The organism is Trinickia diaoshuihuensis (assembly GCF_003390925.1).
Taxonomy (GTDB): domain Bacteria; phylum Pseudomonadota; class Gammaproteobacteria; order Burkholderiales; family Burkholderiaceae; genus Trinickia; species Trinickia diaoshuihuensis.
This window is the reverse complement of the sequence record NZ_QUBS01000026.1, coordinates 1-15302: the sequence shown is the minus strand read 5'-3', so window position 1 is coordinate 15302 and position 15302 is coordinate 1. Positions and strand designations below refer to the sequence as shown.

Annotated in this window: 11 protein-coding genes and 1 tRNA gene; 8 read left to right on the top strand and 4 right to left on the bottom strand. The window is 61.4% G+C overall.

The window, feature by feature from the left end; translation table 11 throughout:
* Window positions 1-34: 34 nt before the first annotated feature.
* The 3 genes from DXT59_RS07275 to DXT59_RS07270 all read right to left on the bottom strand — a co-directional run bounded on the left by DXT59_RS07275 (window position 35) and on the right by DXT59_RS07270 (window position 4207).
* On the bottom strand, window positions 35-2362 hold the full coding sequence (locus DXT59_RS07275; RefSeq protein ID WP_116136249.1) for a polysaccharide biosynthesis tyrosine autokinase: 2328 nt from the start codon (window positions 2360-2362) through the stop codon (window positions 35-37).
* A 47-nt stretch (window positions 2363-2409) separates the two neighbouring features.
* Window positions 2410-2580: a hypothetical protein gene (locus tag DXT59_RS30490; protein ID WP_162877989.1), complete on the bottom strand. Its 171-nt coding sequence runs from the start codon at window positions 2578-2580 to the stop codon at window positions 2410-2412.
* A gap of 88 nt (window positions 2581-2668) precedes the next feature.
* Window positions 2669-4207 carry a mannose-1-phosphate guanylyltransferase/mannose-6-phosphate isomerase gene (locus DXT59_RS07270; protein WP_116136248.1) on the bottom strand — a complete coding sequence of 513 codons (1539 nt, stop codon included), beginning with the start codon at window positions 4205-4207 and terminating at the stop codon, window positions 2669-2671.
* A gap of 576 nt (window positions 4208-4783) precedes the next feature.
* Here DXT59_RS07270 and DXT59_RS07265 point away from each other — a divergent pair.
* The 4 genes from DXT59_RS07265 (at window position 4784) to DXT59_RS07250 (ending at window position 9756) form a co-directional block, all read left to right on the top strand.
* Window positions 4784-5695, top strand: coding sequence for a helix-turn-helix domain-containing protein (locus DXT59_RS07265; RefSeq protein ID WP_162877988.1), 912 nt, complete (start codon window positions 4784-4786; stop codon window positions 5693-5695).
* A 165-nt stretch (window positions 5696-5860) separates the two neighbouring features.
* Window positions 5861-7243, top strand: a complete 1383-nt coding sequence (locus DXT59_RS07260; protein WP_116136246.1) for an undecaprenyl-phosphate glucose phosphotransferase — start codon at window positions 5861-5863, stop codon at window positions 7241-7243.
* Between the two features lie 18 nt (window positions 7244-7261).
* Entirely contained in the window at window positions 7262-8437 is a 1176-nt protein-coding gene (locus DXT59_RS07255; RefSeq protein ID WP_205417386.1) for a polysaccharide biosynthesis/export family protein, read from the top strand.
* 17 nt (window positions 8438-8454) lie between these two features.
* Window positions 8455-9756 (top strand): O-antigen ligase family protein, encoded by a 1302-nt coding sequence (locus DXT59_RS07250; RefSeq protein WP_116136245.1) that lies wholly within the window; start codon window positions 8455-8457, stop codon window positions 9754-9756.
* Window positions 9757-9855: 99 nt separating this feature from the next.
* Here the strand turns inward: DXT59_RS07250 and DXT59_RS07245 are convergent, their stop codons facing one another.
* On the bottom strand, window positions 9856-11427 hold the full coding sequence (locus DXT59_RS07245; RefSeq protein ID WP_116136382.1) for a hypothetical protein: 1572 nt from the start codon (window positions 11425-11427) through the stop codon (window positions 9856-9858).
* Between the two features lie 770 nt (window positions 11428-12197).
* Here DXT59_RS07245 and DXT59_RS31430 point away from each other — a divergent pair.
* The 4 genes from DXT59_RS31430 to DXT59_RS07225 all read left to right on the top strand — a co-directional run bounded on the left by DXT59_RS31430 (window position 12198) and on the right by DXT59_RS07225 (window position 15264).
* A complete protein-coding gene (locus tag DXT59_RS31430; RefSeq protein WP_116136244.1) occupies window positions 12198-12734 on the top strand; it encodes an acyltransferase in 537 nt (178 codons plus the stop codon).
* An 82-nt stretch (window positions 12735-12816) separates the two neighbouring features.
* Window positions 12817-14574, top strand: a complete 1758-nt coding sequence (locus tag DXT59_RS07235; RefSeq protein WP_116136243.1) for a ShlB/FhaC/HecB family hemolysin secretion/activation protein — start codon at window positions 12817-12819, stop codon at window positions 14572-14574.
* A 104-nt stretch (window positions 14575-14678) separates the two neighbouring features.
* Window positions 14679-14765, top strand: a tRNA-Leu gene (locus tag DXT59_RS07230).
* A gap of 169 nt (window positions 14766-14934) precedes the next feature.
* Window positions 14935-15264 (top strand): hypothetical protein, encoded by a 330-nt coding sequence (locus tag DXT59_RS07225; protein ID WP_116136242.1) that lies wholly within the window; start codon window positions 14935-14937, stop codon window positions 15262-15264.
* Window positions 15265-15302 lie beyond the last annotated feature (38 nt).

Sequence of the window (15302 nt, the reverse complement as noted above, 5' to 3'; positions counted from 1 at the left end):
TCCGGCGCGGCCGCGCGCACGCGGCCGGCGCCACTCAAGCTTGCGCGTCGAACACCGGTTCCGTATCGTCGCCCGACCCGTAATAGCCGTAATACCGGTGACTGCGGGTAGGCGGAATCGCGTTGAACACGGCGCCCGTTACGCGCGCCTCCGAGCGCTCGAGTTTCCTGACCGTCTCGGCGATTTCCTCCTCGCTCTGCATGCCCGAGCGCAGCACGAGCACGGTTGCGCCCGCATCGCCCGCGATGATCGCGGCGTCGGTCACGACGAGGAACGGCGGCGTATCGACGATGACGAGGTCGTACTCGCGCGAGAACTGCTGCAGCATCGCGCGGAAGTTTTGACGCATGAGCAGCGCCGCGGGGTTCGTGATGCGGCTGCCGCACGACATCAGCGTCAATCCTTCCACGCTCGTGCGGCGCAGCGCCTCATGCGGCTGCATCGCGCCCTTGAGCACCTCCGAGAGCCCGCCGCGATTCGGCTGGCCGAAGAAGTAGGCAAGGTGGCCGTTGCGCATATCCGCATCGATCAGCAGTACACGTGAGCCCACCTCCGCATGCAGCACGGCCATATTCGCGGCCACGAAGCTCTTGCCCGCCGAAGGCGTCGGCCCGGCCATCATGACGATGTTGTTGGGCGCATGAGCGAGATCGAGCGAGAGCGCCGTACGCACGCTGCGCAACGCTTCGATCGTGGGATCGTCGGGATAGCGGTCCGCCAGCACTTTCGATACGCCGGCGCCCGGGGCCGCCGTACGCGCGTCGACCGGCACTTGGTGCGGGAGCCGCGCAGGGGTCCCGGCCGTGCTGCGCGAGGCCAACGAGCGCCGTTGCAGCGCGCCGATCTCTTGGTCGAGGCGGATTTGCTGCTGGCTGTAAAACACTTCCCCCATCAGCGGCACGCCAAGGCGCGCCTCGACGAAAAGCGGATCGGTCACGCCCGTCATCACATGGCGGCGCACGAACACCGACATCGTGCCGAGCAACAGACCGAGCACGGCGCCGCCCGGCAAAATCAACAGCGGCTCGGGCTTCACGGGCTTGAACGGCACTTCCGCTTCGTCCACGATGTGGGCACCGCCGGTCGTGCTGGCGCGGCGCACCGAGAGCTCCTCCGCCTTTTGCGTCATGCCGAGATAGACCGCTTCGGCCACCTTCGCGTTACGCGCCAGGTCGGCGTTCTTACGCTCGGACGCCGGCATCGCGCTGAAGCGCGCATTGAACTGCTCCTTTTGCGCTTGCAATTGACTCAACTGCTGATCGATATTGCGCACCCAGCGGCTGTCGGGCGTGTATTTGTCGAGCAACTGCGTGCGTTGGATCTGCAGATCCGCGATGCGGCGGTCGAAGTCGATGCCGCCTTGCAGATACGCTTGCGCTTCCGTGGTCGGCTGCATCGATTGAGCCGTCGTTTGATACGACGCCTGCGCTTGTTCGGCTTGCTCCAGCTCGGCGTGCAGACGCGGCAGCTCTTTGGTGATGAAGGCGAGCGTTGCGGTATCGTTGCGTTGGCGCGTGGCCACGGCCGTCGTCATATATTGCTGCGAAATCGCGTTCGCGATCTCCGCGGCCATGCCGGGATTCGAATCCGTATAGGCGATTTGCACGAGGCCCGTGTCTTTCACCTTGTCGCTAACCTTCAGATCCTTGCTGAAGCGTTTGATCGCATCGAGCATCGCCCAGTGCTTGACGCCGAACTGCGTACCGGGCCGCGCCACGAGCTGCGTCACGAGCATCGAGACGCCATTGCTCGAACGCGCGAGTTCGCCGACCTTGCCCGTCAAAATCGTGCCGCCGGGACCGCTAAGCTCGTAGCGGCCGCCGTCGAGCGCGGTCAAGGTCAAATCGCGCTCTTCGAGCGAATGCGGCACGTCGAGTTGACCGATATGGATTTGCTCGCCGCCCCACGCATAGGAGCGCATGCCGAACCAGGCGCCCGACGGCTGTCCGGGCGTTGCGAACCGGTTCGCAAGGGGGCCGAGCAACGGCAACGTCTTCGGGGTGATCGTGACGTCGAACCGATATTTCTGGATGATGGGCTCGAGCACCGAGCGGCTTTGCATGACGGCCATCTCCGCCGAGGGCGACGGCGGCGGCGGCGTATATTGCTGGCCCTGCTGTCCGTTCAACGACGAAAGCCCGAGCGCGTTCGGTTCGGTTTGATCCACGCGCACGAGCACATCGGCCTCGTACACGGGCGTCGCGAGAAACACGTAGGCAAGCGCCAACGCGGTCACGAATAGCGTGACGCCCAGCACCTCCAAAATGTGGTCGCGCAAGAGCCTCAACATATCGCGTGCCGACATTTGGCTGCGTTCGCCGCTTGTTTGCACGTAAAGAGAATTCAAAGCCAAATCATTCACTGGCGTCGTCCTTGAAAATGAAAGCGTCGTCAGGATCGCGTCCGCCTCTATTGCGCTTTATGTTGCGTGCCGCCCTGCTGGTTGCGTACGGCATCCTCCAGCATCTCGAGCACGAGCTTCAGATCGGAGACGAGAATGGCGCAGGACTTCAGACCCAGCACCTCCGCCGTCGCGATCGAATTTCGGACATGCTCCAACGCAGCGTCGTAAACGTTCATGGATCGAGTTCAGAAACGGTTGCCACGTATGCTCCTCCGGCAAACGCGCCGCGGCCGCTCGCGCCGATGACGCTCGCGGCCGCGCCGTTCAGTTCGCGCGTCCGTAGACGTCCTCGAAACGGACGATGTCGTCCTCTCCGAGATAGGCGCCCGATTGAACCTCGATGAGTTCAAGGGGTACCTTCCCCGGGTTTTCGAGCCGGTGCTTGACGCCGAGCGGGATATAGGTCGATTGGTTTTCGCCGAGCAGGAACTGCTCTTCGCCGCGTGTAACGAGCGCGGTTCCGCGTACGACGATCCAGTGCTCGGCGCGATGGTGGTGCAGTTGCAGCGAGAGCTGCGCGCCGGCTTCGACGACGATGTGCTTCACCTGGAAGCGCTCGCCCTTGTCGATCGAGTCGTAGCATCCCCACGGACGCTGCACCTTGCGGTGCGCATCGACTTCGGGGCCTTGCTGATCCGCGATGCGTCCAACGATGCGCTTCACGTCTTGCACGCGCGAACGATCGACGACGAGCACCGCATCGGCCGTTTCGACGACCACGAGATCCGACACGCCCACGCACGTCACGAGCCGGCTCTCGGCGCGCACGTAGCACGAGTTCGCGTCTTCCATCAGTACGCGGCCCGAGGCCACGTTGCCGTTTTCGTCCTTGCCCAGCGCGTCCCACACGGAGTCCCAGGAGCCCAAATCGGACCACTCGGCGTCCAGCGGCACGACGACACCCTCGACGTCTCCGCCGCGCGCCAAGTTTTCCATCACGGCATAGTCGATGGAATCGGACGGCACGTCCGCGAACAATTGCTCGTGCGGCTTAAAGCCCCCCGCGCTGTCTTGCCCCGCCTCGTAAGCGGCCGAGCACGCCGCGTAAGTGTCGGGTTGCATCTGCTGCAAAGTCGAGAGCCAGACGCTTGCACGCACTACGAAAATGCCGCTGTTCCAGAAATACTTGCCGGAGGCCAAGTAAGAACGCGCCACTTCGATCGGAGGTTTTTCGACGAAGCGCGCGATCTTACGCGCCGTGCCGTCTTCCACCTCGTCGCCCGGTTCGATATAGCCGTAGCCGGTTTCCGCGCGCGTGGGCCGGATACCGAGCGTCACGATCGCGCCGCGCTCCGCATGGCGCGACGCCACGGCGACGGCGCGCTGGAATGCGGCGACGTCCGCGATCATGTGATCGGCCGGCATGACGGCGAGCACGGCGTCGCCGCCGTCCTCGAGCGCGTGAAGCGCCGCGAGCGAAAGCGCCGGCGCCGTATTGCGTCCGCTCGGCTCGATGATGAAGCGAGCACGAATGCCGAGCTGTTCCAACTGCTGCGCGCTAACGGCGCGGTGTTCGGCGCCGCACACGATGATCGGCGACTCGTCGATCGCGAGTTCGACATCCGCGAGCCGCTGCAGCCGCCGGACCGTCATCTGCAGCAACGATCCCGCCCCTAGCACGTCGACGAGCTGCTTCGGGAAGTGTTTGCGCGAGAGCGGCCATAGCCGTGTGCCCGAGCCGCCCGCGAGCACGACAGCGCGCGTTCGCAGCGCCTGCTGCGCGGCCAGCGTGTGCGGTGCGCGCAACTGCGTCGCCGCACCGTTCACACGGGGCCTCTCCCTCGTTTCAACAGGAGTACTCATCAGCTTGTTCTCCTAGTGGGTCCATGAGCATGAAGTGCGGCGACGGCGCGCAAAGATGGCCCGACCCACCGCTTGGGTTCATGTTGCTGTGAAGCATAGCCAGTCATACCGATGCGCAATCCCGATGGTCGCAAAAGCCCGATGTGTTGACCGATTTAGTCGAGTGTGGAGAAACATTACGAATGCCCGAACGCTTAAGATCGGTAAATGGCAGATCGATGCAATTATGCGAATCGACAATCTTTCCGATTAATTAGGGTTACTTTTTACCGAGCCCGTCCTGACAAGGCCTTCAGGCTTATGCTTGCCCCGTTCGAGGGGTTGCACGAAAAAAATCCGAGTTTGTAAAAATTTTTAACAAAAATATAAAAAATACTACCGCGCATATATTTTCGAGAGGCGACCACTGGCGCCAAATACACGTCGATTTCGGCCAGCTTTTTCTACAAAAATCGACGTGGCATCATGATGATTACCGATGATGCACCGCAACACCCTATGTGTGTTCACCATGCGGAGGAAAGCTTCGTGGATCGCGCCACTGTACTTACTTCACCGCACGTCATGCGGCGAGAAATGACCTCGCTCGCAGACGCGCGCCATATCGGGATCCTCATCTTCGACGGTCACTGTCTGTTTACGACGGGCGTGATCAGCGAGGTCTTTCAATTGGCCAACGCACTGATGCGCTTTTCGAGCGGTCAGCCGCCATACCGAGTGTCGCTGCTGTCCAAGCTTGGGGGGCCCGTCACCAGTTCGTCGTCGATCGCCGTGATGACGCAGCGGCTCGACGCGTATTCGGTCGGCGATTTTCATGCGTTATACGTCGCGAGCAACGACGTCCGTGTGACATCGGGCTTCGACGTGCAGCTCGCGCGCTGGCTATCGGGCTCCGGTTCGCCCGCGCATGCGGCCGCCGTGCGCCATGCATCCTCCTTCGGAGTGGATATCGGCGCGCACGCGCGTCCAAGCGTGCCCGTCTTCTGGATCGGTTCCGGCTCGATGCCGGCGTGGGCCTTGAATCAAAAAGCCGCGCAAATGGCGCTGACGCAGATTGCGTCCGATCACGGCGAAGATATGTCGCTTCGGATCGCCAGCAGCCTGCCGCCGTCCGTCGGCGAGGTCGTCAAGACGCGCAGCGAGACGCCGAGCTTGAACACCACCGTCGACAAAATTCACGAATCCACGCGGTGGATGCGCGAGAACTTCGGCAGCGATATTTCGGTATCCGATGCCGCGGCCGTCGCGGCCATGAGCGTGCGCAATTATCTGCGGCGTTTCAAGAGCGAGTTCGGCGTAACGCCGCTCGAGTATTTGATGCAGCTTCGCTTCGAGGCGATCTGCGCGATGCTCGTAGGCACCAAGCTGCCTGTCGACAAAATCGCCAGACGCTGCGGCATGGGCAACGGCGACCGTTTGGGGCGGCTCTTCCGCAAACGCTACGGCGTCTCGCCCACCGTCTATCGCAAGCACGCGCTGAGTCAGTAGCTCGGCATATTCGCCGGAGGGATCGGCGTATGGATCACTGGCGGACGCGGCATCGCTTGCCAAACGCCCCATCGTCAACCGCTGGGGCGATGGGCGAGCGCTCGCGTCGCGACGGCGCGCTCGCCGCACGGCGAGCGCGGACGATCACAGGTTGGGAGTAAACAAATGCGTGGACTGCAAGACCTATGGGCGCGGGTATTCGACGTCGGCATGATCGTGCTGGGCGCCCTGATCGCATCGCAGTTGCGATTCGAAGACGTTGCCGACGGACGCCTGTACTGGGCCTTCGTCGCCTTTTCCGCCACTTTGTCGCTGCTCGTATTCCCGACGTTCGGCGTATACGAATCGTGGCGCGGCCGTTCGAAACGCGCACTGATCCGTCAAGTCGCGCTCGCCTGGGCGCTCGTTCAAGTAGGCGACATGGCGCTCATGTTCTCGCTCCATATGGTGAACCTCGTATCGCGCCTATGGTTCGGGTATTGGACGCTGCTCTCGGGCATCGGCATGATCGGCGGCCGGCTGTCGATGCATGCCGTCCTCGCCCGCATGCGCACGGCCGGCATGAACTTGCACCAGGTTGCCATTGCCGGTTGCGGCAGCCATTGCGACGACATCATTCGTAAGATCGAGATCGCGCCCACCACGGGCTTTCGCGCCACCGCGATCTACAACACGAAGCCCGGCGCGGCGCCGCTCGCGCATCCGGAAATTCCCGTGTTCGAGGATCACGAAGCGTTCGCTTCATTCGTACGAGAAAACGACCTCGACGAAGTATGGCTCGCATTGCCGCTGGCCGAGGAAGCCGCCATTCTGAAGCTCGTCAACGAATTTAAGAACGACCTCGTCAATATCCGCTTCATGCCCGATGTGCGCACGCTCTCGCTGTTCGAAGGCAGCGTCACCAATCTGCTGGGATTGCCGACGATCAATTTGATCGCCTCTCCGGTTCCCCCGAGCGCGCTCATCAAGAAGGACCTGTTCGATCGGCTGTTCGCCGCCGCGGCGCTGATCGCGCTGGCGCCCGTGATGATCGCCATCGCGATCGCCGTGAAGCTGAGTTCGCCCGGTCCCGTCTTCTTCAAGCAACGCCGCAAAGGCGTGGACGGCCGCGTCTTCACGATCTACAAATTCCGTTCGATGCGCGTGCATGCACAGAAGGCCGGCGTGGTCGAACAAGCCAAGCGAGGCGATCCGCGCGTGACCCGCGTGGGCGCATTCCTTCGCCGCACCAGCCTAGATGAGCTTCCGCAGTTCATCAACGTGCTGCGCGGCGAGATGTCGGTGGTCGGGCCCCGTCCGCACGCGATTGAGCACGACAACCTCTACCAGCCGATCGTTCAGGGCTACATCCATCGCTATCGCATCAAACCGGGCATCACGGGCTGGGCGCAGGTGAACGGCTTCCGGGGTGAAACGGAGCGTGTGGAGAAGATGGAGCAGCGCGTCGCCCACGATCTTTACTACCTGCGCAACTGGTCGTTCCGGCTCGATATGCGGATCATCCTTGCGACGATCTTCAAGGGCCTGCGCCACACGAACGCTTATTGATGCATGGAGTGCCAAACAATGAAAACGACAGTACAACAGCTTGCTCAGACCGGTCATACGACGCGCGCGCGCGCGGCCAAGGGTTGCACGGCGCTACTCGCCGCGCTCTCGGCGCTGCTCGCCGCGTGCTCGACGGTTCCGGGCCAGCATATGGAGACACCGGCGTCCCTTCCCGTTTCGACGACGCCCGACGGCGCGGTCAAAGAGGCCGAGCAGATTCCGATCGTGCCGATCGATCTGAACTTGATCAAACAGTTGAACGCGGGCGGCAGCCAGATGCAAGTTGCGAACCAGCTCGATCTGTTCGCCAAGCCGGGCCCCTATAAGCTCGGCCCCGGCGACGTGCTGCAAATCACGGTGTGGGATCACCCCGAGCTCGCGGCGGCGCTCGGTCAGCAAGTGCAGAACAACAAGCCGACCGATCCGACGCAAGGCTTCGTGATCGACGATCAAGGCAATCTGAGCTTCCCGTATTTGTCGCGTCCGATCCATGCAGCGGGCAAGACGATCGGCGAAATTCAGCGCGAGGTACGGGCCGATTTGGCCAAGGAGTTCCGTGAACCGCAGGTCACGGTACGCGTGGCGTCATTCCGTTCGTCCCAAGTGTACGTGGACGGCGAAGTACGCACCCCCGGCGGCGAAGCGATCAACGACATTCCGATGACGTTGACCGAGGCGATCAATCGTGCGGGCGGCTTCACGGCCAACGCCGATCGCTCCCACTTGATGCTCACGCGCAACGGCACGTCCTATCCGATCAATCTTTCGTTGATGACGGCCAACGGCAAGAACCCGCAGGACATCTTGCTCCAGCCAGGCGATATGTTGCGCGTGACCTCGCGCGATCAAAACCAGGCCTACGTGCTGGGCGAAGTGAATAAGCCGATCGCGGCGACGCCGACCACCGATGGGCTGCTCACGCTCAGCGATGCGCTGAGTCAAGCCGGCTTTATCAACCAAGGCACGGCGAACCCGCGGCAGCTTTATGTCATCCGCGAGGAAAACGGCAAGCCGCTCGTGTACCACCTCGATTCGGCCTCGCCCGTTTCGATGCTGCTGGCCAATCAATTCGACCTGCAGCCGAAGGACGTCGTCTACGTCGACAACGGCCCGCTGGTACGCTTCAACCGCGTGTTGAGCTTGCTGTTGCCTGCGATCAATGCCGGCTTGACGGCGGCAATCGTCACCAAGTAAGTCGAGGGCGAACGCGAGTGGCCTACGTTTCCCTGATCGCGCTGATTTTCAGCGTCACGAATTTCGTTCCGGTCAGCGCGATCGGGTTCGTCCCGATCCTGATGTGCGGGTGGCGGTTCTTTGGGCGCCGCTACCCCGCCTTCATCACGCCCCTCGTGATCTTCGGCGCGTTCGCCCTTTTCTCAACGCTCTACTACAACCCCGAATCGTTTCTCGAGTTCGACTTTTACCGCCATGACGGCAACTTCTTCGTCTCGTACATCCCGATTCTGGCCGGTTGCGTCTACGTGCACCGCTGGGACCTGAACAAGATCCTCCGGCGCTTTTACGTGTTCGCCATACTCATCAACGCGCCCTACTACCTTTGGTACGTCGCGCAAAACGGCATCTTGACGATCTTCCGGCATCCTTCCGATACGTTCGGCAGTTACTTCATTGCACGCAATGCGGCGGGGGGCTTCCTCGCGATCTTGCTGTGTTTGGGGCTTGCCTGCTATTCGATGAAGCGCAGCCGCTCGCTGCTCGCGCTGATGGGCCTGAACGCCCTGATGCTGTTTTCGACCTACAGCCGCGGGTCCATGTTCGGCATTATCGTGCTGCTGCCCTATGTGATATTCGGCCGCAAACGCTGGATGCTCGCGACGATGGTCGGCGCGCTGATCGTCGCATCGCTCACGATCGCCGCCCTTCATACGCATGGCTCGACCGATTACATGGGCTACCAGTTTAGTATCGAGAACCCCGACGAAAAAGTCGCCAACCTCGATATTCGGTACGAGTGGCTGTGGCCGCGCGCCCTCGCCTACTTCCGCCAAAGCCCGATCGTCGGGATGGGCTTCGGGTCGTTCGACGATACGATCGGACTCGTCGTCAATTATTTCGGCGCGTTCGGACGAGCGGTCGGCGTAACCGCCGAGCACAGCGATTCGCACGCGCACAACTCGTATCTGAACCTACTGGCCGAAACGGGGGTCGTGGGCCTTGCGCTGATGCTCGCGTTTTATTGGCGCCTCGTCGGCTGGTGCCAACGCGGCGCATGGGCGGCGGCACGCGAGAACGGCCGGAATTTCGTCGCTTACCGGTTCGTCGAACTCGCGTCGGTCTGCCTTCTGGCGATGTCGGCCACCGAGCATCGGTTGACGACGCCCTCGAACATGCTCCCGATCGCGCTCGTTATTTCGTTGCTGCTTGCCTCGCGCGTGCGCGTGACTTTTCCCGCTTTCGCTCAACGGCCCGGGCCCGCGGCGCCCCCGCGCATGCCCGTTGCGCGACGCGGGCCGCGCGGCATGGGCAGCCCCGTGCCCAATAGCGGCCGCTAGGCCTCGAAAAAAAAAGAGGCCCGGAGCGGCGGCGCGATTCGCTCGCGCCACGGCTCCGGGCCTTAGTCGTTCACCGATCCGAACGGCGGCCGTTATCGATCAGTTGTCGGGGTTGCTCTTTGCGAACGACTGGAACGAACCGTACGTCGGCTGGATCGGCGTGAGGTCGTCGAGGACGATGCCGTAGGTGTAATCGCCGCTCGTCAACTCGTAGTACATCACCGATTGGACCCCTTGCGTCTTGCGCGCCGCATAGAACTCGCCCAATTGCTGCGTAACGTAGCCTGAACGGAACGTCTCGTTCTGTTCGGGGCTGGCATTCCATTCGGTGATCATGAACGGGACGCCGTAGCGCGCCTTGCAATACGACGGCAAGTTGAAGCCCGGGCCGGCGCCGTCCGTGCCGACATTGAAGATGTCGCCGTACGGTTGATAGTTGTGCCACGTCGTGATGTCCCAATGTACCGCGGGATAGCCGCCCGAGCCGTCCGGCTGCATCCCGTCCCAGAGCATGTCAGACGCGGCGATATCGGCCACGCAGAAGTTCACGCCCACCTTCGCATTGGGCTGGACCGACTTGATACCCGCGATCATGCCGCGAATGGCGCCGCGCATGATCGGCCAATTCGCGTTGTTGAAGTCTGCGTTGCTCGTACCGGCCGTCGCCGAGTTGAGAATAATCGCCGGATCGCGCGTGAGTTCGTTGCCGCATTCGTACATCGTCACGCCGTAGGGGGCGAGTGCCGTGGCAATGGCCGCCGAGCCCGAGTATGCGCTGCTGTAGGCAGCCGACTCGCTCGTAAAGAGCGTGCCCGTCGAGTCGCGCAGACCGAAGTCGAGCAGTGTGAACAGCGTCATGCCGGCGGTTTGGAACGCCTTGGCGAGCGCCACCACCCTGCTCAACTGCGTGGACGTGTTGACGAGCCCCACGCGATACGTCGTGCAGCCCAGCGCTTGCAGCGCCGTCACCACTTGCGTAGGCGTGAACGGGTAGTCGTAGTGACCGTTGATGCCGTAGAACGACCCGGCCGTCGCAGCCATGTTGATGCGCGGATCGCGACAAGGCTTCCACGTGTTCATCCACGTCTTGACGTAGAACTGACCGCCCGTGCCCTGTTGATAAATCATGCCGCCGTACCAGAGCAGCATGCTCACGTTGTACGAGTACGGGTCCTTCACGCCGTTCTTATAGATGTAGCCGTTCGTGAGCGTGTATTGATTGCTCTGCTTGTCGATGATGTAAGACGCGGGCGGAATCGCCGTACCGTCGGCGGAGGTGCCGCCCAAGCGCGGATCGAGACACTGAACCCAGGTCGTACCGGTGTACTGATAGAACGCCTTGCTCGTGTTCTCTTGGTAGACCGAGCCGCCGTACCACAGCAGCATGATGACGTTATACGAGTTCGGATCCTTGACGCCGTTCTTGTAGATGAGGCCGTTCGATAAGGTCCAAACGTTTGCGCCGTTGTCCACGATCGAGGCGGCCGAAGGCACGGTCGTACCGTTGGGCGAAGCCGTGGAAGTGCCTGCCGTGCTGGCATTGGCAACGGCCGTGGTACCACCCGAGGCGTTCGATCCGTTGCCGGCGCCTGAACCGCCGCCGCCGCAGGCGACCAGAACGTAGCTGCTTGCCGCCGCCGTCAGGCAGCCGAGAAATTGACGTCGTTTCATATTACAGAGTCTCTTTACAGCGTCGAGATCGCGCTCGCGCCAAACGGGTGTATGGGGGCCAGCGGCTTTGCAAAAGCGCGCTCCGGCGCCTTCCGCGAACAACTGACAAACAGTTAGGATTCCTAACTAAATTCGAAATCTTCAAGCCGCAACCTGGCGCATCGTCTCGTGGGAAGACCCGCTACGTTTGCCTGTTCGATGCCTCGCGCGGGGGCGGGCGATTGCGGCAGCAACTTGTCGAGGCAAAGTATCGGCGAATGGGCATCTTGGCGAAATCAGCGTAGTCGGAACATCGCGTAGGGCTTACGCAGAATCTGTAGGATTTGTCCGACAGCACGCACGCAGAAACCGCAATATGGTCAAACTTTCCGAGGTGTGTATTTTCGTATCTTTTTGTTACTTCTTGGCGACGCCAAATTACCGATACCACACTAGGGAATTCCCTAGTTCCCGACATATTTTTTGTAGGAATTTCCGAAAACCCATTTCGCATAGCCGACCACGGCGGTGTCGTTTTTTTAATGTATTTCGACCCTTTAAATGTAGGAATAGTTAGACGAATGACGATATCGGTCGCTCGACTGCGGAAACCGCACTAGCCGGGCGATTCGAGCCTGGCCGTGAGACCAACGCGGCGAATAGTGTCCGTCGTGTCCGCCAAGCCGGGATTTGCGACAAAAATCCCGCTCAATGCGCCAGTTAGGGGATCGACCGCCTTCACTGCGGTAGGCTTGCGAGTTGGAGCGCAAAGCGCAGGCAATGCAAGCGGGATGATGAAGCTACTCACGGCATTCAAACGACACCTGTTCATGAGCCTCGGCAATGCGATGCCGACATACGGCCCGTTCAACCGGATGCGCCCCGCCCTGTACCGCCGGGCGGGCATGGCGATCGGCGAGAACGTGACGATCATCGGGCCGCTGAGCGTCGAGCTGAGTTTGAACGAAGAGACGATACGCGGCATTTCGATCGGAGACCGTGCGTACTTGAACGCCGACACTCGATTGGCTTGCCGCAACAGCAAGATTTCGATCGGCGCGGACGTACAAATCGGTCCGCGCGTCTCGTTCGAGACGGCGACGCACGACATCGTCTTCAAACCGAATGTCGGCCGCGGGCTCGATCATCACGAGATTCGCATCGAGGACAAAGTCTGGATAGGTGCGGGCGCAACGATTTTGCCGGGCGTCACGATCCACGAAGCCGCTGTGGTGGCCGCGGGTGCCGTGGTTACGAAAAGCGTACCGCCTTATACGTTGGTCGGCGGCGTGCCTGCTCGCAAAATCAAGGACATCGAGCACGCGTAGCCATTCGCGGGCGCGGTATGGGGACGATAAATTCAGGGACGACAAATTCGGGGACGATAAAAATGATGCAGCTAACGCGCGCATGAAGCGCACATTCGGCGGCAAACTCAAGTGGACCGGGGCGGCGCTGGCCCTCGTCAGCGCCACTGCCGCGGCGCAATCGTATCGGGACTACGCGCCTACGCCCCCGCCGGCGCCGGAACGGCCGACCGCACCGCCCCGGCCTCCTTCGCCGGAGAGCGATTCGCAACAGGTCGCCGTTGCGCAGTTGCATGGCCTCGTCTTCGTGAAAGACGATGGTCATACGGTCGTGCGTTCGCAGAACCTCCCCGACGGCAAGCAGATTGCCCAAGTCAATCTCCCGGAACTCGACGACGCGTTCCTCGCCGGCTTCGCGGGCGACATCGGTCATCCTTTGACTTTCGCCGGACTCGCCGAAATACGCCGCTCGGTCATCGAGCGTTTTAGGAGCGCGGGCCTGCCGCTCGTTGACGTTTATGTCCCCGAGCAGGATATCAGCGACGGCGTAGTGCGCATCGCGGTCACCGAGTTCCACTTGGGCGAAGTCAGCGCACGCGGCAACCGCTACTTCTCGCAAGCCCAGTTGCTGCGCGAGATGCCGCTGCGAGCCGGCGCGCCGATCCACGAAGCGGACGTCGCGAAGGGGCTCGCGCTACTGAATGCGAATCCGTATCGACGTGTGGACGTCGTGTACGCGCCCGGTCAAGCACCGAATTCGACCGACGTGATATTGCAAACACAGGATCGCTTGCCGCTTCGCGTGACCGCGGGGTACGACGATGCCGGCGTGGCGCAGTTGGGACGCGATAGGTTCTTCGCCGGCATCGATTACGGCAACCTGTTCGGTCTCGACCAACAGATCTCGTACCAATACACCGCGAGCAATGATCTGTTCGGAGGCAATCCGCCGATCGAGGGGCGGCCCAACCGTCCGCGGCTCGAAGCGCATTCGTTCAGCTACTCGGCACCGCTGCCGTGGTTGGATCGGGTCGAGTTGTTCGGCGTGTACGCACGCAGTACGCCGCGACTGCGGGACAGTTTCAATCAATCGGGGATTTCGGCGCAGTTCAGCTTCCGTTATGACCGGTATTTGCCGTTCGTCGACGGTTGGCAGCAAGAGCTTCAATTCGGCTACGACTTCAAACGCTCCAATAACGACTTGGAATTTGGCGGCTTTCAGGTCTTCAATGCCAATACGCACGTGCATCAGTTCTTGGCAACGTACGATGCGGCGAAGAGCGACGCGCTCGGCCAGACGCATGCGAACGTATCGCTCGTCGCAAGCCCGGGGCATTTGGACGGCGACAACGCCGATAGCGAATTCGAAACCGCCCGTCATGGCGCGACGGCCCGTTATACGTATTTGCAGTTGCTGGCCGAGCGCAGTTTGTCGATTGGGGCGGGTTTCATGATTTCGGCTCGCGGGCGCTTCCAGTGGACGCCGAATACATTGTTGCCGAGCGAGGAAATGGGCTTGGGCGGCGACGACACGGTGCGCGGGTACGAGCCGTATAGCGTGCAAGGCGACCGCGGGTGGAACGTGCAGACGGAATTGCGCACGCCCGCCTTTGCGTTTTTCGGCGATGACGGCCCCGCGTTACAGCCGTTTGCATTCGTCGATGCGGGGCATGTTTGGAACAAGCTCGATCAAACGGGTGAGGTGCAGGCGGGCATGTTGTCGAGCGTCGGCGTGGGCGTGCGTTTTCAGTGGTCGCGTTTCGTCAACGCGCGCGTGACGTATGGGCAGCCGCTGCGCTCTGTCGTGCCGGGTGGGTCGAAGGCGCCGATCGCGCAGGTGTTTTTGGTGATCGGCAGTTGAGTGCAAGCGTGCGTCGCGCGCGGCGGGCGTTGGATTTTTGTTGTCGCGGACCGTTGACAGCGGCGCCGAACTGGTTACAATAGCGCCTTCGCTTTCGCAGCGAAGCCCAGGTGGCGGAATTGGTAGACGCACTAGGTTCAGGTCCTAGCGGTGGCAACACCGTGGAGGTTCGAGTCCTCTCCTGGGCACCATATTTAAAAAGGTCAGCTTATGCTGGCCTTTTTTCATTATTCCGCCCAGGAAGCAAAGTGCCTGCGCACTTTGCGGGAGGACTCGAAAGGCTGCGCTTGCAAGCGCAGCCGGGGTCGCGCTCGTGTGACCGAGTCCTCTCCTGGGCACCATATTTAAAAAGGTCAGCTTATGCTGGCCTTTTTTCATTATTCCGCCCAGGAAGCAAAGTGCCTGCGCACTTTGCGGGAGGACTCGAAAGGTAGTAAAAGACCCCGTAAATCATTGGTCAAGCAATCACGGTCCGGGCCAATCGAGCAGTCCGATCCTGAATTCAGCGAGTCGGTTCTCAATCGTCCCTACCGGATCGACGGAGCGAGATTCGCCTCGCAGCATGTGCATTACCAGCCGATCATGCAGTTCGGAATCAGCCAGGATGGAGATGATCTGTTGCTTGCTCTCCGCAGAAGCGACGAGCTAAAGTCGAATGTGGTGTACGGGGGAGTTGAGGCGGGAAGTTGAAGGCGGTGGAGGTTTCAGCTGAGAATCTGATTGTCGAA

Excerpts from the sequence above, each read along its gene's own strand:
- DXT59_RS30490 (WP_162877989.1), bottom strand. The coding sequence starts at position 2,580 with ATGAACGTTTACGACGCTGCGTTGGAGCATGTCCGAAATTCGATCGCG.
- DXT59_RS07270 (WP_116136248.1), bottom strand. The coding sequence starts at position 4,207 with ATGAGTACTCCTGTTGAAACGAGGGAGAGGCCCCGTGTGAACGGTGCG.
- DXT59_RS07265 (WP_162877988.1), top strand. The coding sequence starts at position 4,784 with ATGACCTCGCTCGCAGACGCGCGCCATATCGGGATCCTCATCTTCGAC.
- DXT59_RS07260 (WP_116136246.1), top strand. The coding sequence starts at position 5,861 with ATGCGTGGACTGCAAGACCTATGGGCGCGGGTATTCGACGTCGGCATG.
- DXT59_RS07255 (WP_205417386.1), top strand. The coding sequence starts at position 7,262 with ATGAAAACGACAGTACAACAGCTTGCTCAGACCGGTCATACGACGCGC.
- DXT59_RS07245 (WP_116136382.1), bottom strand. The coding sequence starts at position 11,427 with ATGAAACGACGTCAATTTCTCGGCTGCCTGACGGCGGCGGCAAGCAGC.
- DXT59_RS31430 (WP_116136244.1), top strand. The coding sequence starts at position 12,198 with ATGATGAAGCTACTCACGGCATTCAAACGACACCTGTTCATGAGCCTC.
- DXT59_RS07235 (WP_116136243.1), top strand. The coding sequence starts at position 12,817 with ATGAAGCGCACATTCGGCGGCAAACTCAAGTGGACCGGGGCGGCGCTG.
- DXT59_RS07225 (WP_116136242.1), top strand. The coding sequence starts at position 14,935 with ATGCTGGCCTTTTTTCATTATTCCGCCCAGGAAGCAAAGTGCCTGCGC.